13 protein-coding genes are annotated in these 15,399 nt (G+C 68.0%); 9 read left to right on the top strand and 4 right to left on the bottom strand.

Features of this window, described 5'->3' with window-relative positions; genetic code table 11:
• Window positions 1-42: 42 nt before the first annotated feature.
• A complete protein-coding gene (locus tag MST3598_RS10750; protein WP_231924881.1) occupies window positions 43-2,472 on the top strand; it encodes a LuxR C-terminal-related transcriptional regulator in 2,430 nt (809 codons plus the stop codon).
• A 26-nt stretch (window positions 2,473-2,498) separates the two neighbouring features.
• On the opposite strand, the gene MST3598_RS10745 is transcribed toward MST3598_RS10750, so the two are convergent.
• Window positions 2,499-2,927 carry a DUF6325 family protein gene (locus MST3598_RS10745; RefSeq protein WP_136023755.1) on the bottom strand — a complete coding sequence of 143 codons (429 nt, stop codon included), beginning with the start codon at window positions 2,925-2,927 and terminating at the stop codon, window positions 2,499-2,501.
• Between the two features lie 22 nt (window positions 2,928-2,949).
• Window positions 2,950-3,336 carry an SHOCT domain-containing protein gene (locus MST3598_RS10740; protein ID WP_029258448.1) on the bottom strand — a complete coding sequence of 129 codons (387 nt, stop codon included), beginning with the start codon at window positions 3,334-3,336 and terminating at the stop codon, window positions 2,950-2,952.
• 212 nt (window positions 3,337-3,548) lie between these two features.
• On the opposite strand from MST3598_RS10740, the gene MST3598_RS10735 reads away from it, so the two are divergent.
• From MST3598_RS10735 to MST3598_RS10725, 3 genes are read left to right on the top strand one after another with little or no spacing between them, the layout of a single operon-like run.
• A complete protein-coding gene (locus MST3598_RS10735; protein WP_029258447.1) occupies window positions 3,549-3,983 on the top strand; it encodes a DUF6325 family protein in 435 nt (144 codons plus the stop codon).
• 1 nt (window position 3,984) lies between these two features.
• Window positions 3,985-4,326 carry an SHOCT domain-containing protein gene (locus MST3598_RS10730; protein ID WP_029258446.1) on the top strand — a complete coding sequence of 114 codons (342 nt, stop codon included), beginning with the start codon at window positions 3,985-3,987 and terminating at the stop codon, window positions 4,324-4,326.
• Window positions 4,327-4,375: 49 nt separating this feature from the next.
• Window positions 4,376-5,734 (top strand): hypothetical protein, encoded by a 1,359-nt coding sequence (locus tag MST3598_RS10725; RefSeq protein WP_029258445.1) that lies wholly within the window; start codon window positions 4,376-4,378, stop codon window positions 5,732-5,734.
• A gap of 28 nt (window positions 5,735-5,762) precedes the next feature.
• Here MST3598_RS10725 and MST3598_RS10720 read toward each other — a convergent pair whose 3' ends face one another.
• Window positions 5,763-6,704, bottom strand: a complete 942-nt coding sequence (locus MST3598_RS10720) for an HAD family hydrolase (RefSeq protein WP_029258444.1) — start codon at window positions 6,702-6,704, stop codon at window positions 5,763-5,765.
• A gap of 208 nt (window positions 6,705-6,912) precedes the next feature.
• Here MST3598_RS10720 and MST3598_RS10715 point away from each other — a divergent pair, with 208 nt between their 5' ends.
• The 5 genes from MST3598_RS10715 (at window position 6,913) to MST3598_RS10695 (ending at window position 12,936) form a co-directional block, all read left to right on the top strand.
• Window positions 6,913-7,122: a heavy-metal-associated domain-containing protein gene (locus MST3598_RS10715; RefSeq protein ID WP_029258443.1), complete on the top strand. Its 210-nt coding sequence runs from the start codon at window positions 6,913-6,915 to the stop codon at window positions 7,120-7,122.
• The gene (locus tag MST3598_RS10710; protein ID WP_029258442.1) at window positions 7,122-8,078 is read left to right on the top strand and encodes a hypothetical protein; all 957 of its coding nucleotides are present in this window, start codon (window positions 7,122-7,124) and stop codon (window positions 8,076-8,078) included. Before MST3598_RS10715 ends, MST3598_RS10710 begins: the two co-directional genes overlap by 1 nt.
• 62 nt (window positions 8,079-8,140) lie before the next feature.
• Window positions 8,141-10,468, top strand: coding sequence for a heavy metal translocating P-type ATPase (locus tag MST3598_RS10705; protein ID WP_029258441.1), 2,328 nt, complete (start codon window positions 8,141-8,143; stop codon window positions 10,466-10,468).
• Between the two features lie 20 nt (window positions 10,469-10,488).
• Window positions 10,489-10,749 carry a YHS domain-containing protein gene (locus MST3598_RS10700; RefSeq protein ID WP_021198015.1) on the top strand — a complete coding sequence of 87 codons (261 nt, stop codon included), beginning with the start codon at window positions 10,489-10,491 and terminating at the stop codon, window positions 10,747-10,749.
• A 69-nt stretch (window positions 10,750-10,818) separates the two neighbouring features.
• Window positions 10,819-12,936: a heavy metal translocating P-type ATPase gene (locus MST3598_RS10695; RefSeq protein ID WP_029258440.1), complete on the top strand. Its 2,118-nt coding sequence runs from the start codon at window positions 10,819-10,821 to the stop codon at window positions 12,934-12,936.
• A 63-nt stretch (window positions 12,937-12,999) separates the two neighbouring features.
• Here the strand turns inward: MST3598_RS10695 and MST3598_RS10690 are convergent, their stop codons facing one another.
• Window positions 13,000-15,354, bottom strand: a complete 2,355-nt coding sequence (locus tag MST3598_RS10690) for an arylsulfatase (protein ID WP_029258439.1) — start codon at window positions 15,352-15,354, stop codon at window positions 13,000-13,002.
• Window positions 15,355-15,399: the final 45 nt, after the last annotated feature.

The raw sequence follows: 15,399 nt of genomic DNA, 5'->3' as shown, positions 1-15,399 counted from the left end.
ATCCGTCGTGATCGGGTGAGCGCAGCGATAGGGGCGGCCGTCGTGAACGCGCAGTTGACGGTGATCAGCGCCCCGAGCGGATTCGGGAAGACGACCGCGGTCGCCGATTGGGCCTCGGGTGTCGATCGGGTCGCGTGGCTCGGACTCCACACGTTCGACTCCGACCCGTCCCGGTTGACTCAGGGGGTCGTGAACGCGCTGCTCACCGGCGCCGAGCGTTCCGGCCGTCCTCTCGATCTCGACCGTGATCTGGACGATCCGGACCGGGCGTACCAGGAGATCTGCCGGGCGTTGGGAAATTCGGACGAGCGTATGCACCTGATCGTCGACGATGCGCAGCGCGCGGGCGAGGAATGGCGCAGGGGACTTCTCGGCATGCTCGCCGAGCAGGCGCCGGAGAGTCTGCACGTCGTCCTGGTGGGGACGACCCTGCTCGAGCTGACGCTCTCCCGTCATCGGCTGATGCACCCGGAGGCCTTCGTCGGCGTCGACACCCTCAGCTTCACGGGAGAGGAGGTTCGACTGCTGCTCGAGGGGGACGCGGCCCACCTCGAACCCGAGACGATCCTCGACGAGACTCAGGGGTGGCCGATCGCCGTCAGACTGATGATGATCGGCGGAGCGAGACCCGACGCGCAGGCGCAGAGCGCCTCGAGTTTCCTGGGCAGCTACGTGAGGGAGCATGTGCTCGGGAGCCTTCCTCCCGACGTCGCGGACTTCGTGCTCGAGGCGAGCGTCTGCGGAGAACTCACCCCCGAACTCGCCGCCGCTGTCACCGGGCGCCCCGACACCGTCACGCTGCTCGAGACCTGCGTGCGACTCGGTCTGTTCCTCGACCGGTTCGAGGGGCCTCACGGCATCGTCTATCGATGGCATGCCGCCTTTGCACGACGATGCGCCGAGATCCTGGGCCAGGATGCAGCGCGCGCGAAAGAATGCCACAGGCGCGCCGCCGCCGCCCTGGAACCGACGGATCCGACGGCGTCGATCGCGCATTCGCTCCAGGCGTTCGACTTCCTCGCTGCGCGCTCGACCCTTCTTCGGCACTGGCTCGGGCTCGTGGTCGGGGCGAGGGCGGACGAGGTCGAGCGCACCGCGACCGAGATGCTGCGACGCACGCCCGACGACGCCCAGGTGCTGCTCGTGCGCGCCTGCGCGAGCGATGTGCTCGGTGACCATCGCGTGGCGCGCGAGTTGTTCCGGCGTGCGGAGGCATCGATCGCGCGATCGGCCGACCCCGATGAGCCTGCTGTCCTCCAGATCGCCCGACTCTTCATCGCCGACGAGCGCGCGGAGGTCGCGAGCGCGAGCGCCAAGGTGCGGCAGATGCTGCTCGATGACGATTCGACGGAGCTGAGCGACCGCGCCGCGCTCAACTACCTGCTGGGATGGACTGAGATCCGGCATCGCGGCAATCCCCTGATCCCGCTCGAGTACTTCTCCGCGGCGGCCAGGGAGGCACGGGGCTCCGGGGATCGGGAACTCGCGAAACGGGCATCGGGGCACCTCGCCTTCGGGCAGACGTGGGCGGGTCGCCTCACCGAGGCCCGGCAGTCGCTCATCCGTGTGCACGAGGAGGAGGACGTCGGTCTGCCCTGGAGCACCTACGCCGGCGGCAGCGCCGCGGCGGCCGCGGGATTCGTCTCCTACTGGTCGGGGGAGCTCGTCGACGCCATCCGCGAGTTCGGGACGGTGATCGCCAACGGCAGCTCCGATCGCTCGTTCACGAGCGTGGCACGCATGATGATCGCCTACGCAGCGGCGGAGACCGGAGACGTCGCCGCCTGCCGTCGCGCGGCGATCGGCATCCAGGACATCCCGCTGGAGGTCGTGCACGGCATCTCCTGGCCGGCGTTCCGCGAATCATCGGTCGCCCTGCTCGAAGAGGCGGTCGGCCGGCAGGACCGGGCGATGCGGATCGCGCGCAGATATGTCCATTGCCCCGACCTCCCCGTCGTCAACGTCGCACTGGCAGGGGTGTTCCGCCGGTCCGGCGAGTACTCGGCGGCATTGGAGATGCTGCGATCCCTGCGGGCATTCAGCGAGGTGTCGTACGTGAAGTCGGCGACGCTCATCACGGCAGCTCTCCTGCGCCGTCATGGCGGGCACCATGAGGAGGCGCACGAACTGTGCGAGGCTGCCGTCGCCGTCGCGGCGGGGGAGAACATCCGCCTTCCCTTCGGCCCGCGCGAGACAGCGGTGCGCAAGCTGTTGGGAGAGCATGTGCATTTCGGCACGCAGTTCGAGGACTTCATCGGCAGGTGTCTCGCCACGGATACGGCCGGGTCGCTCGTGGACGCGCTCTCGGAACGCGAGCGTGATGTGTTCCAGCAGCTCCAGACGGCGCGTACGCTGCAGGAGATTGCGCGGGAGCTGGCGGTGTCGATCAACACCGTGAAGACCCACCAGCGAGCGATCTACCGCAAACTCGGGGTGTCGTCGCGACGTGAGGCCGTGCGGACCACCGTCTGACGTCGACGGCGGCCCCGCAGGAAGCCTCACACCTGGTGCAGTGCCGACGAGAGGATCGTGTTCGCGATCGACGCCGGTATCGGCTGGGTCGCGAGGATGCGGTCCTCTCGGTGGTCGACGTCACGGGCGAACCGCTCGAGCCAGATCGGCTCCACCAGGATGAGCGCCGCGAGTGCGCCGAGGGGAACCGTCGCCGCGAAGTGACGAGCGTCGTCCTCGCCGATGAGACCGGGAGTCTCGAGGGCGAGGCCGGCGAGTGCGAACTCGTCACGGTCGACCTCGACGATCCGGTGCTCCTCGAGGCCGAGCCGCTCGATCATCAGGAAGTCGAGGAGGCGGATGGCGCCGGCCTCCACCTGTCGCAGCAGGGCCTCGAGGACGTTCGGGCCGAGGCGGTCGCCCTCGAGGTGCACGGCGACGAACTCGACGTCGCCGAGCGCCTGCAGAGTCGTCACATCGACCACCTCGACCACGGCCTCAGCTCAGAGCGCGGGTCTTGATGGCCGCGAACTCGTCGGGGGTGATGGTCCCCGCGGCGAGCAGCTTCGATGCCTTGTCGATCTCGTCGCTCGGGCTGGAGCCGGCGACGCTGCGGATGTAGGAGTCGGCTGCCTGCTGCTGGTCCCTGTAGGCGGAGACACTCCGCTCGCCCATGCCTCTGCCGCGCGCGATCAGGTAGACGAGCGCCGTGAGGAAGGGGACGAAGATGAGGAAGATGATCCACACGGCCTTCCACCAGCCGTTGAGCGTGTGGTCGCGGAACAGGTCGGCGACGATGTTGAAGAGCACCATCAGGTAGGAGACGAACACGAATACCCAGAAGAACCACCAGATGATGTCCCAGAAACTGTCCCAGATGGACATGTCGCACCTCTTTCGTCGAGTGACTGCGTACGGCGATCGTGACAGGACGCATCGTCGCGCGGGGGAGTCGCTCACCCTGATCGGGCGACCCCGCACGACCGGCGGGGGTGAGGGTCTCATCCGCTCGGGGTGAGAGAGCGGCCCGCGCCGGGCGCGGCGATGCGACCATGGTGCACAGTCGTGGCCGTGTGCCCCGTGAGAGAGGACCATCCATGAATGACTTCCGTTTCGGTCCCGCCGAGTTCTATCTCGTCGGGTTCGAAGGAACCCACCCGGACCCCGCGACATTCCGCGCGTTGACCGACCTCGTCGACAGCGGGATCGTGCGCCTGTTGGACTTCGTCGTGCTCGCGAAGTCGGAGACCGGGAAGGTCGAGATCGTCGAGCTCGACGACGACGACGGAGTCCTGGACCTCGGCGACTTCGAGCCGATCGCGGCGGGTCTTGCGGGCGAAGAGGACGTCGAGTCGTTGGCGGGCGCGCTCGCCCCGGGACAGTCGGCTGCCCTGGTCGTCCTGGAACTCGCGTTCGCTCGCACGCTCGCACAGAATCTCGCCGCGGCGGGCGGACAGGTGCTGCGCACCGAGCGTGTTCCGGCGCCCGTGGTGAACGCCATGATGGACATCCTCGATCAGGAAGGTGAATGACATGCCCTTGAGAAGATTCGGTCGCCCCGGACTGATCGGCCTCGCCGCCCGGACGGCAGTGGTGGCCGGGACCGCATCGGCTGTCGGCGGCGCCATGTCGCGGCATCAGCAGGAGCGTGCCCAGGGAGAGTACGAGCAGCAGCAGTATGAAGCCGCGCAGCAGCAGGCGCAGATCGACGCCGCGGCTCAGAACGCCGCATCGCAGTACTCGTCTCCGCCTCCGGCCGCGCCCGCACAGGGGGACGACCTGATCGCGAAACTGCAGCAGCTCGCGTCCCTCAAGGACTCCGGCGTCCTCTCCGAGGCTGAGTTCGCCGCAGCGAAGCAGAAGCTCCTGAGCTGAACACACCGATGATTCGTCGTCTGCGGGATGGCCGAAACGAGAAGGACGAATGAGCGAACTGGACGATCTGCGAGCGCGTGTCCTTCTTCTCGAACAGGAGAACGAGACACTCAAGAAGCCCCGTCGGCGTCCGGTGGCCAGAAGCATCGTCGCGGGAATCGTGCTGGCTCTTGCGGTGCTGATGGCACCGATCGCCGCGATGGGGACCTGGGCGCGCCTGCAGCTCGTCGATGCCGATCAGTTCGTCGCGACGTTCGCACCTCTGGCCGAAGACCCGGACGTGCAGGACTTCGTCGCGGATCAGGTCAGCTCGGCGATCCACGAGCAGGTGGACTTCGATGCGATCGTCGGCGAGGTGTTCGACGGGATCCGTGAACTCGACCTTCCGCCCCGTGCCTCCTCCGCCCTGTCGTTGCTGGAGGCTCCAGCGGCCAGTGGGCTGACCTCCCTCGTCGACGGTGTCATCCATGACGTCGTGGCATCGGACCAGTTCGCCGACATCTGGGCGCAGACGCTGCGCATCACTCATGAACGTGCCGTCGCGATCCTGCAGAACAGCCCTGACACCGCCCTGCAGCTCGCAGACGACGGGGTTCTCTCGATCGACCTGGGTCAGGTCGTCGACCGCGTCAAGGCGGTGCTGACGGAGCGCGGTGTCGGGTTCGCCGACCTCATCCCGGAGATCGACCGATCGGTTCCCATCGCCCAGGCGGATGCCCTCGTCCTGGTGCGCACGATCTATCAGGTCGCGGTGGCCGCCGGATTCTGGCTGCCATGGGTCGTTCTCGGTCTCGTCGTCGTCGGCATCCTCCTCGCGAGGAACCGCGCGCGTGCTCTCTTCTGGACCAGCGCGGGATTCGCCGTCGCGTTCCTGCTCCTGTCGGCGGGGATGGGCATCGGAAGAACGTTCTTCATCGGCGCCGTGAGCCCGTCGATCATGACGGCGGCGGCCGCGCAGTCGCTGTTCGACGAAGTCACGTCGCTGCTGAGCTCGACGATCGTGGCACTGGCCCTGGTCGGAGTGCTCGTCGCCGTGTGGGCGTGGCTGGCCGGATCGAGCCGCAGCGCCGTGGTGACACGCGGAATCCTTGAGAGCGGCTTCACGGCGGTCCGGAGCACCTGGGAACGACGAGGCCTGTCGACCGGACGATTCGGCCTCGCGGTCGATCGCTTCCACGGTCCGATCCTTCTGGTCGGGTTGGTGCTCGCGCTCCTCATCCTCATGGCGTCGAGACCGGTCTCGTTCGGTGCGGTGTTCGGGGTGACCGTCGGACTGCTCGTCTTCGCCATCGTGGTCGAGCTGCTCAGGCGACCCCCGGGCGCAGCGATCGTTTCCCCGAGGGAAGAGCCACTGGTCGAAGAGACGGAGGAAACGGAACCGGCCGACGCGGAGAACGCCCGACGGTGAGTCTCCGACGGGCGTTCTCCACGGCATCTCACGCGCGCGCGGAGTCCGGAAACACCTTCTCCCAGTCGTCTCTGACGCTCACGACGGTGTAGCCCTTGTCCGCAGCATCCGCGAGGGCCTTCTCGGCGCCCGCGTCGTAGGGGATGTCGCCGCGTGACGGGTCGTCGTGGTGGACGAGGAGTGCGAAACCCGGCCGGGGTCCTCGGCGTGCGAAGTCCATCATCGCCGTGTCACCGTTGGAGTTGCCCCCCACGAACAGGGGGCGCCGGCCGATGCGGGTCCAGATGCGGATCGGCTTCTCGGGGCCGTCGTCGAAGAAGGCCAAGGAGGACGAGTACCGCACGGTCGCCTCGGCATCGTCCCACGCGAGACCGAAGGCCGACCCGACCACGCGCTCCGGGGGGATCCCGTAGTTGGCCTGCGTCATCGGACGCATGAAGTCACGCTCACCTCCCGAGACGATGTAGCAGGTGAAGCCGTGGTGCTCCAGAAACCTGAGCAACTCGACCATCGGCTGAAACACGGTCTCGGCGTAGGGGCGCTGCAACGTCGGATGCTGCGCGGTGCGGTAGAACTCCGCCACCGACGCCGCGTATTCCTCCACGCTCATCCCATCCGTGAGCCCGACCAGCGCCTGGATGATGATCCCGAGGTCGGAGTCGTCACCACCGTAGTGCTTGTCGATCGCCGCTCCCAGCCACGCGAAGTCGCCGCTCACGGCTGCGAGATACGGCTGCCTCTCGGCGAGCTCAGGTGCCCGCTCCGCAGCCGCACGCCACTGCTCCACGACGAAGTGCAGCTGTGTGATCATCGGCTTCTCCGACCACAGGGTCCCGTCGTTGTCGAACACCGCGATGCGCTCCTCGACGGGAACGGCGTCTGGCCCCGATGTCACGGAGGCGACGAAAGCCTCGATGTCTCGGCGTGTGCGGGTGTCGCGCCAGGAGGGGAGGGAAGGGTGAGCGGTCATGTGCGATCCTCGCGTCTCTTCGAATGCCGGCGGAAGCATCAGCGTGGCATCGTCCCGCGGTTCTCGACAGGCCGACATCACCCCGCCGGGGCGATGGTCCGCGCGGTCGACACGGAGATCACCGCGTGATCGGAATACCCTGGGAGGGTATAAGGTTGACGCGAAGGAGTACCCCACCCGGGTATGCTGAATCGAGAAAGGAACCCTCATGAACACGAGCGAGTACCAGGTGAGCGGAATGAGCTGCGGCCACTGCGAGGTCGCGATCCGCGGCGAAGTCGGCCAGATTCCCGGTGTCGATGCGATCGACATCAGCGCTCAGACCGGCAGGCTCGTCGTGACGAGCGCAGAGCCCCTCGACGACGCGGCGATCCTCGCGGCGGTCGACGAGGCGGGTTACCAGGCAGTACCCGCCTGATGAACACCGCAGGCCGTCTCGGCCTCTACGGCGCGGGTCTCGTGGTGGTCTTCGGGGTCGCGTTCGCGGTGGCCGGCGCCGTCGTTCCCGACAGCGCTGCGGCCTCCTGGATGGAGCGCGGGGGAGCCGGCCACGATGAGCAGTCGGCGGAACCCGCCACGCAGAACACGGATAACGGGAAAGAGCAGGGGACAGACGTGAGTGGAGTGATGATCGCCGCATCCGGATACACCATCGGCGCGATCTCGGCCCCGGGGGAGACCGGGACCGCGGGGGAGCTCTCCTTCGTGGTGCGAGGGCCCGAGGGCGAGCCGGTCACCTCGTACGAGACGGCCCACGGCAAGCAGCTTCACCTGATCGTGGTGCGCAGTGACGGCAGCCGATATCGGCATGTGCATCCCGTGCTCGATGTCGGGACGGGGGCCTGGTCGCTGCCATGGACCTGGGAGGCTGCGGGTACGTACCGTGTGTACGCCGACTTCACCGCATCGGACGGGCCCGGGGTGACGCTCTCACGGACCGTCGATGTGGGCGGGCCCTTCACGCCGCAGCCTCCGGCCGAGACGCGGTCCACCGCCACCGTCGATGGATTCGACGTGTCGATCAGTGGTGACCTCGTCGCCGGTGCCGGGAGCGAGTTGACGGTCGAGATCGCTCGGGACGGGGTACCCGTCACCGCGCTCGAGCCCTATCTGGGTGCGTTCGGGCATCTGGTCGCACTCCGTGACGGAGACCTGGCCTACCTGCACGTGCACGCGCACGGAGATGAGCCCGAACCGGGTGAGGTCGCCGGTCCCGAGGTGGTCTTCACCGCGCAGGCTCCGACCGCCGGCAGGTACCTGCTCTACCTCGACTTCCAGGTCGACGGGAAGGTCCACACCGCGCCGTTCGTCCTCGATGCGGTTCCCGCCGACCTGTCGTCGAACGACACGGGCGACGACCACGGCGGGCACTGAACCGCACCACCCCACTCTTTCCGCGTCCTCGGACGCGGAGCGCAAGTATCGAGGAGATCATCATGACGGACACGCAGTCCGCGGCCGCACCGGCCAGCGTGGAGCTGGAGATCGGCGGCATGACCTGCGCATCGTGCGCGATGCGGATCGAGAAGAAGCTGAATCGGATCGACGGCGTCACGGCGACCGTGAACTATGCCACGGAGAAGGCCAAGGTGATCGCCCCGGCCGGCTTCGATCCTGCTCTGCTCATCGCGGAGGTGGAGAAGACCGGATATACCGCGGCCCTTCCTGCGCCCGAAGCCGAGACGCGTCAGGACGATGCGGGCGATGCCCCCGATGCCGAACTCACGAGTCTCAAGCACCGGCTCATCGCCTCGATCGTCCTGACGGTTCCGGTCATCGCGATGGCGATGATCCCGGCGCTCCAGTTCATGTACTGGCAGTGGCTCTCGCTCGCGCTCGCCGGTCCCGTCATCGTGTGGGCGGCGTGGCCGTTCCACAAGGCGGCGTGGACGAACCTGCGCCACGGCGCAGCGACCATGGACACCCTGATCTCGATGGGGACCATCGCCGCATTGCTGTGGTCGCTCTACGCCCTGTTCTTCGGGACTGCAGGAGTCCCCGGGATGACGCACCCGTTCGAGCTGACCGTGGCTCCGAGTGACGGCGCCGCGAACATCTACCTCGAGGTGGGGGCGGGGGTGACGATGTTCATCCTCGCCGGGCGCTACTTCGAGAAGCGCTCCAAGCGCCAGGCCGGGGCCGCGCTGCGTGCGCTGCTCGAACTCGGAGCCAAGGACGTCGCCGTGATCCGCGACGGTATCGAGAAGCGGATTCCCACGGCCGACCTCCAGCCGGGCGATGAGTTCGTCGTACGCCCCGGTGAGAAGATCGCCACGGACGGGGTCATCGTGTCCGGGACCTCGGCCGTCGATGCCTCGATGCTGACCGGCGAGTCGGTGCCGGTCGAGGTCGGTGAAGGGGACGCCGTGACCGGCGCGACCGTGAACGCCGGTGGCCGCCTGGTCATCCGGGCGACCCGTGTCGGCTCCGACACGCAGCTGGCGCAGATGGCGAAGCTGGTCGAGGACGCGCAGACGGGGAAGGCCGAGGTGCAGCGCCTCGCCGACCGCGTCTCCGGGATCTTCGTGCCGATCGTCATCGCGATCGCCCTCGCCACCCTCGGGGCATGGCTGGGAGCCGGGTTCCCTGCCTCCGCAGCCTTCACGGCGGCCGTCGCCGTGCTCATCATCGCCTGCCCCTGCGCGCTGGGCCTCGCCACACCGACCGCTCTGCTGGTGGGGACGGGACGCGGAGCGCAGATGGGCATCCTCATCAAAGGACCCGAGGTGCTCGAATCCACCCGCAAGGTCGACACGGTCGTGCTCGACAAGACGGGCACTGTGACGAGCGGCAAGATGACGCTCACCGCCGTGCACACCGCGGAGGGCGTCGATCGACGCGAGCTCCTGCGGCTGGCAGGCGCCGTGGAAGACGCGTCGGAGCACCCCATCGCGCAGGCAGTGGCGAAAGCCGCGACTCAGGAGATCGGCGCACTCCCGGTGCCCGAGGACTTCGTCAACGTCGAAGGCAAGGGTGTTCAGGGCGTGATCGAGGGGCACGCGGTGCTCGTGGGTCGGGAATCGCTGTTGGCCGAGTGGTCGCTGCACCTGCCCGCCGAGCTCGCTGCCGCGAAAGCGGAGGCCGAGAGTCAGGGCAAGACCGCCATCGCGGTCGGGTGGGACGGCGAGGCGCGTGGCGTGCTCGTCGTCGCCGACACGGTGAAGCCGACCAGTGCGCAGGCCATCTCGCAGCTCAAGAGTCTGGGCCTCACGCCCGTTCTCCTCACCGGCGACAACCGGGCGGTGGCGGAGCAGATCGCGGCAGAGGTCGGCATCACCGATGTCATCGCCGAGGTGCTCCCGAAGGAGAAGGTCGATGTGATCACACGGCTGCAGCGCGATGGCAAGGTCGTCGCGATGGTCGGGGACGGCGTGAATGACGCGGCCGCACTCGCCCAGGCCGATCTGGGGCTCGCGATGGGCACAGGGACCGACGCCGCGATCGAGGCCAGTGACATCACACTGGTCCGCGGAGATCTGCGCAGTGCCGCGGACGCCATCCGCCTGTCCCGCAGGACTCTGGGCACGATCAAGGGCAACCTGTTCTGGGCCTTCGCCTACAACGTCGCGGCGATCCCGCTCGCAGCGCTCGGCTTGCTCAACCCCATGCTCGCCGGCGCGGCGATGGCGTTCTCCAGCGTCTTCGTGGTCGGCAACAGCCTCCGGCTGCGTTCCTTCCGGAGCCAGGCGGCGGACCCCTCTCCGGCAGGGAGCCGTGCGGCGCGGGAACGCGCGACACCGGCAGTCCCCGCAGGAACCCACTGAAACCGAAAGAGGAGCATCTCATGTCCGATTCCCCCGCAGGATCCTGCTGCAGCGTCACCAGCAACGGTGCGGTCTCCGCCGAAGGTCGAAAGGATCTGCTGGCGTCGCCCTCCGGCGCCATGGCAGAGTGCCCGGTGATGGTCGGCAGCGCGGTCGTCGTCGCGGATGCGGAGGCCGCCGGCCTGTTCCGTGACTACGAGGGCACTCGCTACTACTTCTGCTGCGCAGGATGCGGGCCGGCGTTCGACGCCGACCCGGCGAAGTACGTCGCCGCAGCCTGACCGTTTCACCCGTGCGGGGCCGCCACACGCGGCCCCGCACGGGAATCGTCTTTCCGAGGAGGAGAGGTAATGAGCATTCCGCACCACGACAGCACCGCACCCGGCGCCCCGCCCCAGGAGTCGAACGACTCCGACCATATTCATGGGGGGCACGACGCCCACGGGGGACACGACGCCCACGGGGGACACGGAGAGCACGGCGGGCACGCCGACCACGTCGGCCAGTTCCGGCGGCTGTTCTGGATCATGCTCGCGCTTGCCGTCCCCACCGTCGCGTTGTCGGGGATGTTCGCGATGATCCTCGGCTACCCCCTTCCCGACCTCCCCGGACTGATGTGGGTCTCGCCCGTGCTGGGAACCGTGATGTACGTGTGGGGAGGCAAGCCCTTCCTCGTGGGCGCCGTCAGCGAGATCCGCGGGCGCAAGCCCGGCATGATGCTGCTCATCGGCCTGGCGATCACCGTGGCCTTCTTCGCATCGTGGGGGGCGAGTCTCGGCATCCTCCACCACGAGCTCGACTTCTGGTGGGAGCTGGCCCTCCTCATCGTGATCATGTTGCTCGGGCATTGGATCGAGATGCGCTCGCTCGCGCAGACCACCTCTGCACTCGACTCGCTCGCCGCTCTCCTGCCGGATGAGGCCGAGCGTGTGGAGGACGGTCAGGTCGTGATCGTCTCACCCGCAGACCTGGCCGTCGGTGACATCGTCGTCGTTCGCCCTGGCGGAAGCGTTCCGGCCGACGGGCGCATCCTCGACGGACGCGCGTCGATGGACGAGTCGATGGTGACGGGGGAGTCCCGCACGGTCGCACGCGGTGCGGGAGACCAGGTCACCGCCGGCACCGTCGCCACGGACTCCGGGCTCCGGGTGGAGATCACCGCGACCGGAGACGACACCACCCTCGCCGGCATCCAGCGCCTGGTGACCGAGGCGCAGAGCTCGTCTTCGCGAGCTCAGCGCCTCGCGGATACCGCAGCGGGGTGGCTGTTCTGGTTCGCTCTGGGATCCGCGGCGATCACCGCGATCGTCTGGACTCTCGTCGGATTCCCCGACGCGGCCGTCATCCGCACGATCACCGTGCTCGTGATCGCCTGCCCGCACGCGCTGGGTCTGGCGATCCCGCTCGTCGTGTCGATCGCGACCGAGCGCGCCGCCCGGGGTGGAGTCCTCGTGAAGGACCGCCTCGCCCTGGAGAGTATGCGAACCGTCGACACCGTGCTGTTCGACAAGACCGGAACCCTCACCAAGGGCGAGCCCGTCGTGTCGGAGGTGTCGGTCTCCGGCGAGCATGACGCCGATCGCGTGCTGGCGCTCGCCGCCGCTGCGGAAGCCGACAGCGAGCACCCGCTCGCGAAGGCGATCGTCCGCGCCGGCACCGACAGGAGCCTGTCGGTGCCGCAGAGCCGCGACTTCACGTCGTCGCCTGCTGTCGGGGTCACGGCTACCGTCGAGGGATCGACCGTGCGCGTCGGCGGCCCGCACCTGCTCACGGAGGAGCAGGCGGACGAGCTCGCCGTCGCCGAGCAGTGGCGGGAGGACGGCGCGATCATCCTCCACGTCGTCCAGGACGGCCGAGTGATCGGAGCGCTGAAGCTCGCCGACGAGGTACGTCCGGAATCCCGCGAAGCCGTGGACGCGCTGCATGCGCTCGGTGTGCAGGTCGTCATGATCACGGGTGATGCCGAGGCCGTCGCGCAGACAGTCGCCGCCGACCTGGGGATCGACCGGTTCTTCGCGGGGGTGCGCCCCGAGGACAAAGCCGCGAAGGTGCAGGAGCTGCAGCGTGAGGGCCGAAAGGTGGCGATGGTCGGCGACGGCGTCAACGACGCACCCGCGCTGGCGCAGGCAGACGTGGGGCTCGCCATCGGGGCGGGCACCGACGTCGCCATCGCCTCTGCCGGCGTGATCCTCGCAAGCGATGACCCGCGCTCCGTGCTCTCGGTCATCGAACTCTCGCGGGCCGCGTATCGGAAGATGAAGCAGAATCTGTGGTGGGCGGCCGGGTACAACCTGCTCTCGGTGCCGCTCGCGGCCGGCGTGCTCGCGCCGATCGGATTCGTGCTGCCGATGTCGGTGGGGGCGATCCTGATGTCGCTGTCGACCATCGTCGTCGCGCTCAACGCGCAGCTGCTGCGTCGCCTCGATCTGCGGCCTGACGTCGCGACCCGCGCCATCCTCGATCGCTGATTCCCGTGCGCGGAAAGACCCCGTCCAGCCGGACGGGGTCTTTCTGCGCAAGGTTCTCGCGACTCACTGATGCCGCAGCGCGGCGTTCAAGTGCTCCTCGGGGTCGACCAGGTGGTTGTGATCGTCGGTGCCGAGTGCGACCTCCGCCCAATCGATCGTGCCGCTGAACTTGCCGCCCCACTCCTTGTATCCCTCGTAGGCGGGCATTCCGGTGTCCTCGCCGGTGTCCAGGCCCTCGTCGAAGGAGAAGTACAGCGGGTGCGTATGTTCCACGCGTCCGGAGCCGGCCGCGGCGCCGTCGATGAACAGCGTGACCTCGCCGCCCTTGCCGATCCCCCCGCCGTCGTAGGCGAACTCCGCACGCACGAGGTGATCGCCACCGCCGATGGTCGTGTCGGACAGCACGGTCGTGCGGACCAGCCCGCAGTAGTTGTAGTGGTACCCGAGCTTGCCGTCTTCTGCGAAGAACGACCACCCGCCGGTGCGCCCGCCCTGGGCGACGATGGCACCTTCGACTGCGCCGTCCTCGGGCACCGTGAGCTGGGCCGTCACCGAGTACGAACGGTTCTTCACATTCAGGGCGACGTTCTCTCCCAGGCGGATCATCCCCGGGTACAACCGCAGTCGGTCGCCGGTGACGAGCGTGGGCCTGCCGGCGATCGCGGGATTCATGCGCTCGGCCGCGCGGTCGTCGAGCGGGAACACGTTGTGCCGAGCCGCCTCGATCAGGAACATCTGCTGCATCTCTGCCAGCTTCTCCGGGTGTGTGGACGCCAGGTTGTCCGACTGCGTCCAGTCGACCGAGGTGTCGTACAGCTCCCACACGTCGGCCGAGAAGTCCGGAGCCTTCGAGACGACATCCCACGGAGTGCGGTGCTTCGTCTGCGCCGTCCAGCCCTTGTGGTAGATGCCGCGGTTGCCCATCAGCTCGAAATACTGCGTGACGTGTCGTTCATCGGCGTCCGGGGCGTTGAAGCTGTAGGCCATCGAGACGCCGTGCATCGGAATCTGGGTGACCCCGTTCACCGTGTGCGGCTCGGCGAGGCCCGCGACGTCCAGGACGGTCGGGGCGAGGTCGATCACGTGGTGCCACTGGTGCCGGACCTCGCCGGATCCCTCGATCGCGCTCGGCCAGTGGACGATGGTGCCGTTGCGCGTTCCGCCGTAGTGCGATGCCACCTGCTTGGTCCACTGGTAGGGCGTGCACATCGCGTGCGCCCACGCCACGGAGTAGTGGTTGTACGCCTCCGGACCGCCGACCTTGTCGAGATGCTCGTTCCAGAACTCGACGGTCTCGAACTGACCGCCGCCGTTGGAGGCGGTCGTCAGCATGTAGGCACCGTTGATGCCGCCCTCCGCGCTCGCCCCGTTGTCGCCGATGATGTAGTAGACGAGGGTCTCGTCGAGGATGTCCTGCTCCTCGAGCGCGTCGATGACGCGACCGGTGTGGAAGTCGGCGTACTCCAGGAACGCCGCATAGACCTCCATCTGGTGCGCGAGGATCGGCTTCTGCTCGTCCGGGACATCGTCCCAGGCCGGCAGTCCCTCCGGGCGTTCGGTGAGCTTCGAGTCCGGTGCGATCACGCCGAGTTCGATCTGCTTCGCGAAGGTCTGCTCGCGCTGCGCGTCCCAGCCCTGGTCGAAGCCCCCCTTGTACTTCGCGATCCAGTCCTTCGGAACGTGATGCGGGGCGTGCGTCGCGCCCGGGGCGAAGTAGATGAAGAACGGCTTGTCCGGCGTCAGGCTCTTCTGCTGCCGGATGTAGTCGATGGTCTTGTCGGCCAGATCGGGCATCAGGTGGTAACCCTCGTCTGTCGGCGGCTCGACCGCGGTGACTCCGTCGACGAGGGCCGGCGTCCATTGGTTCGTCTCACCGCCGATGAAACCGTAGAACCTCTCGAAGCCCGAGAATGCGGGCCAGTGGTCGAACGGTCCCGTCGGGCCGGTCTCCCACACCGGCACCTCGTGGCACTTTCCGAACTGCGCGGTGTTGTAGCCGTTCTGGCGAAGGATCTCGGGCAGCGGGACGGCCGAGTTCGGACGCGTGGAACGGTAGCCGGGGGAAGGGGTCGCGGTCTCGGTGATGTGGCCCATGCCGACGGCGTGGTGGTTGCGTCCGGAGAGCAGCGCGGCACGGGTGGGGGAGCACAGCGCGGTCGTGTGGAATCGGGTGTACTTCAGCCCGGCGTTCGCGAGGCGTTCGGCCGTGGGGGTGTGGATCGGGCCGCCGAATGCGCTCGATGCGCCGAAGCCCACATCGTCGAGGAGGATCACGAGGACGTTCGGCGCGCTCTTGGGCGGGCGCTTGGCGACGAGGGGAGGGAAGTCGGCCTCCGACTTCTTCGCGTCGAAGACGACGGGCCCCTGATACTCACGGTCAGGAAGCGGCAGGATCGATCCGGGCAGTTCCGCGGTCATGGAAGTTCCTTCTTCGTATACATGGGGTGTATCGCGAGTGCATGG

It is taken from the genome of Microbacterium sp. TPU 3598 (genome assembly GCF_002356155.1).
In the GTDB taxonomy this organism is placed as follows: domain Bacteria; phylum Actinomycetota; class Actinomycetes; order Actinomycetales; family Microbacteriaceae; genus Microbacterium; species Microbacterium maritypicum_A.
Note: the sequence above shows the minus strand (reverse complement) of the source record. Positions and strands in the feature narration are given on the sequence as shown.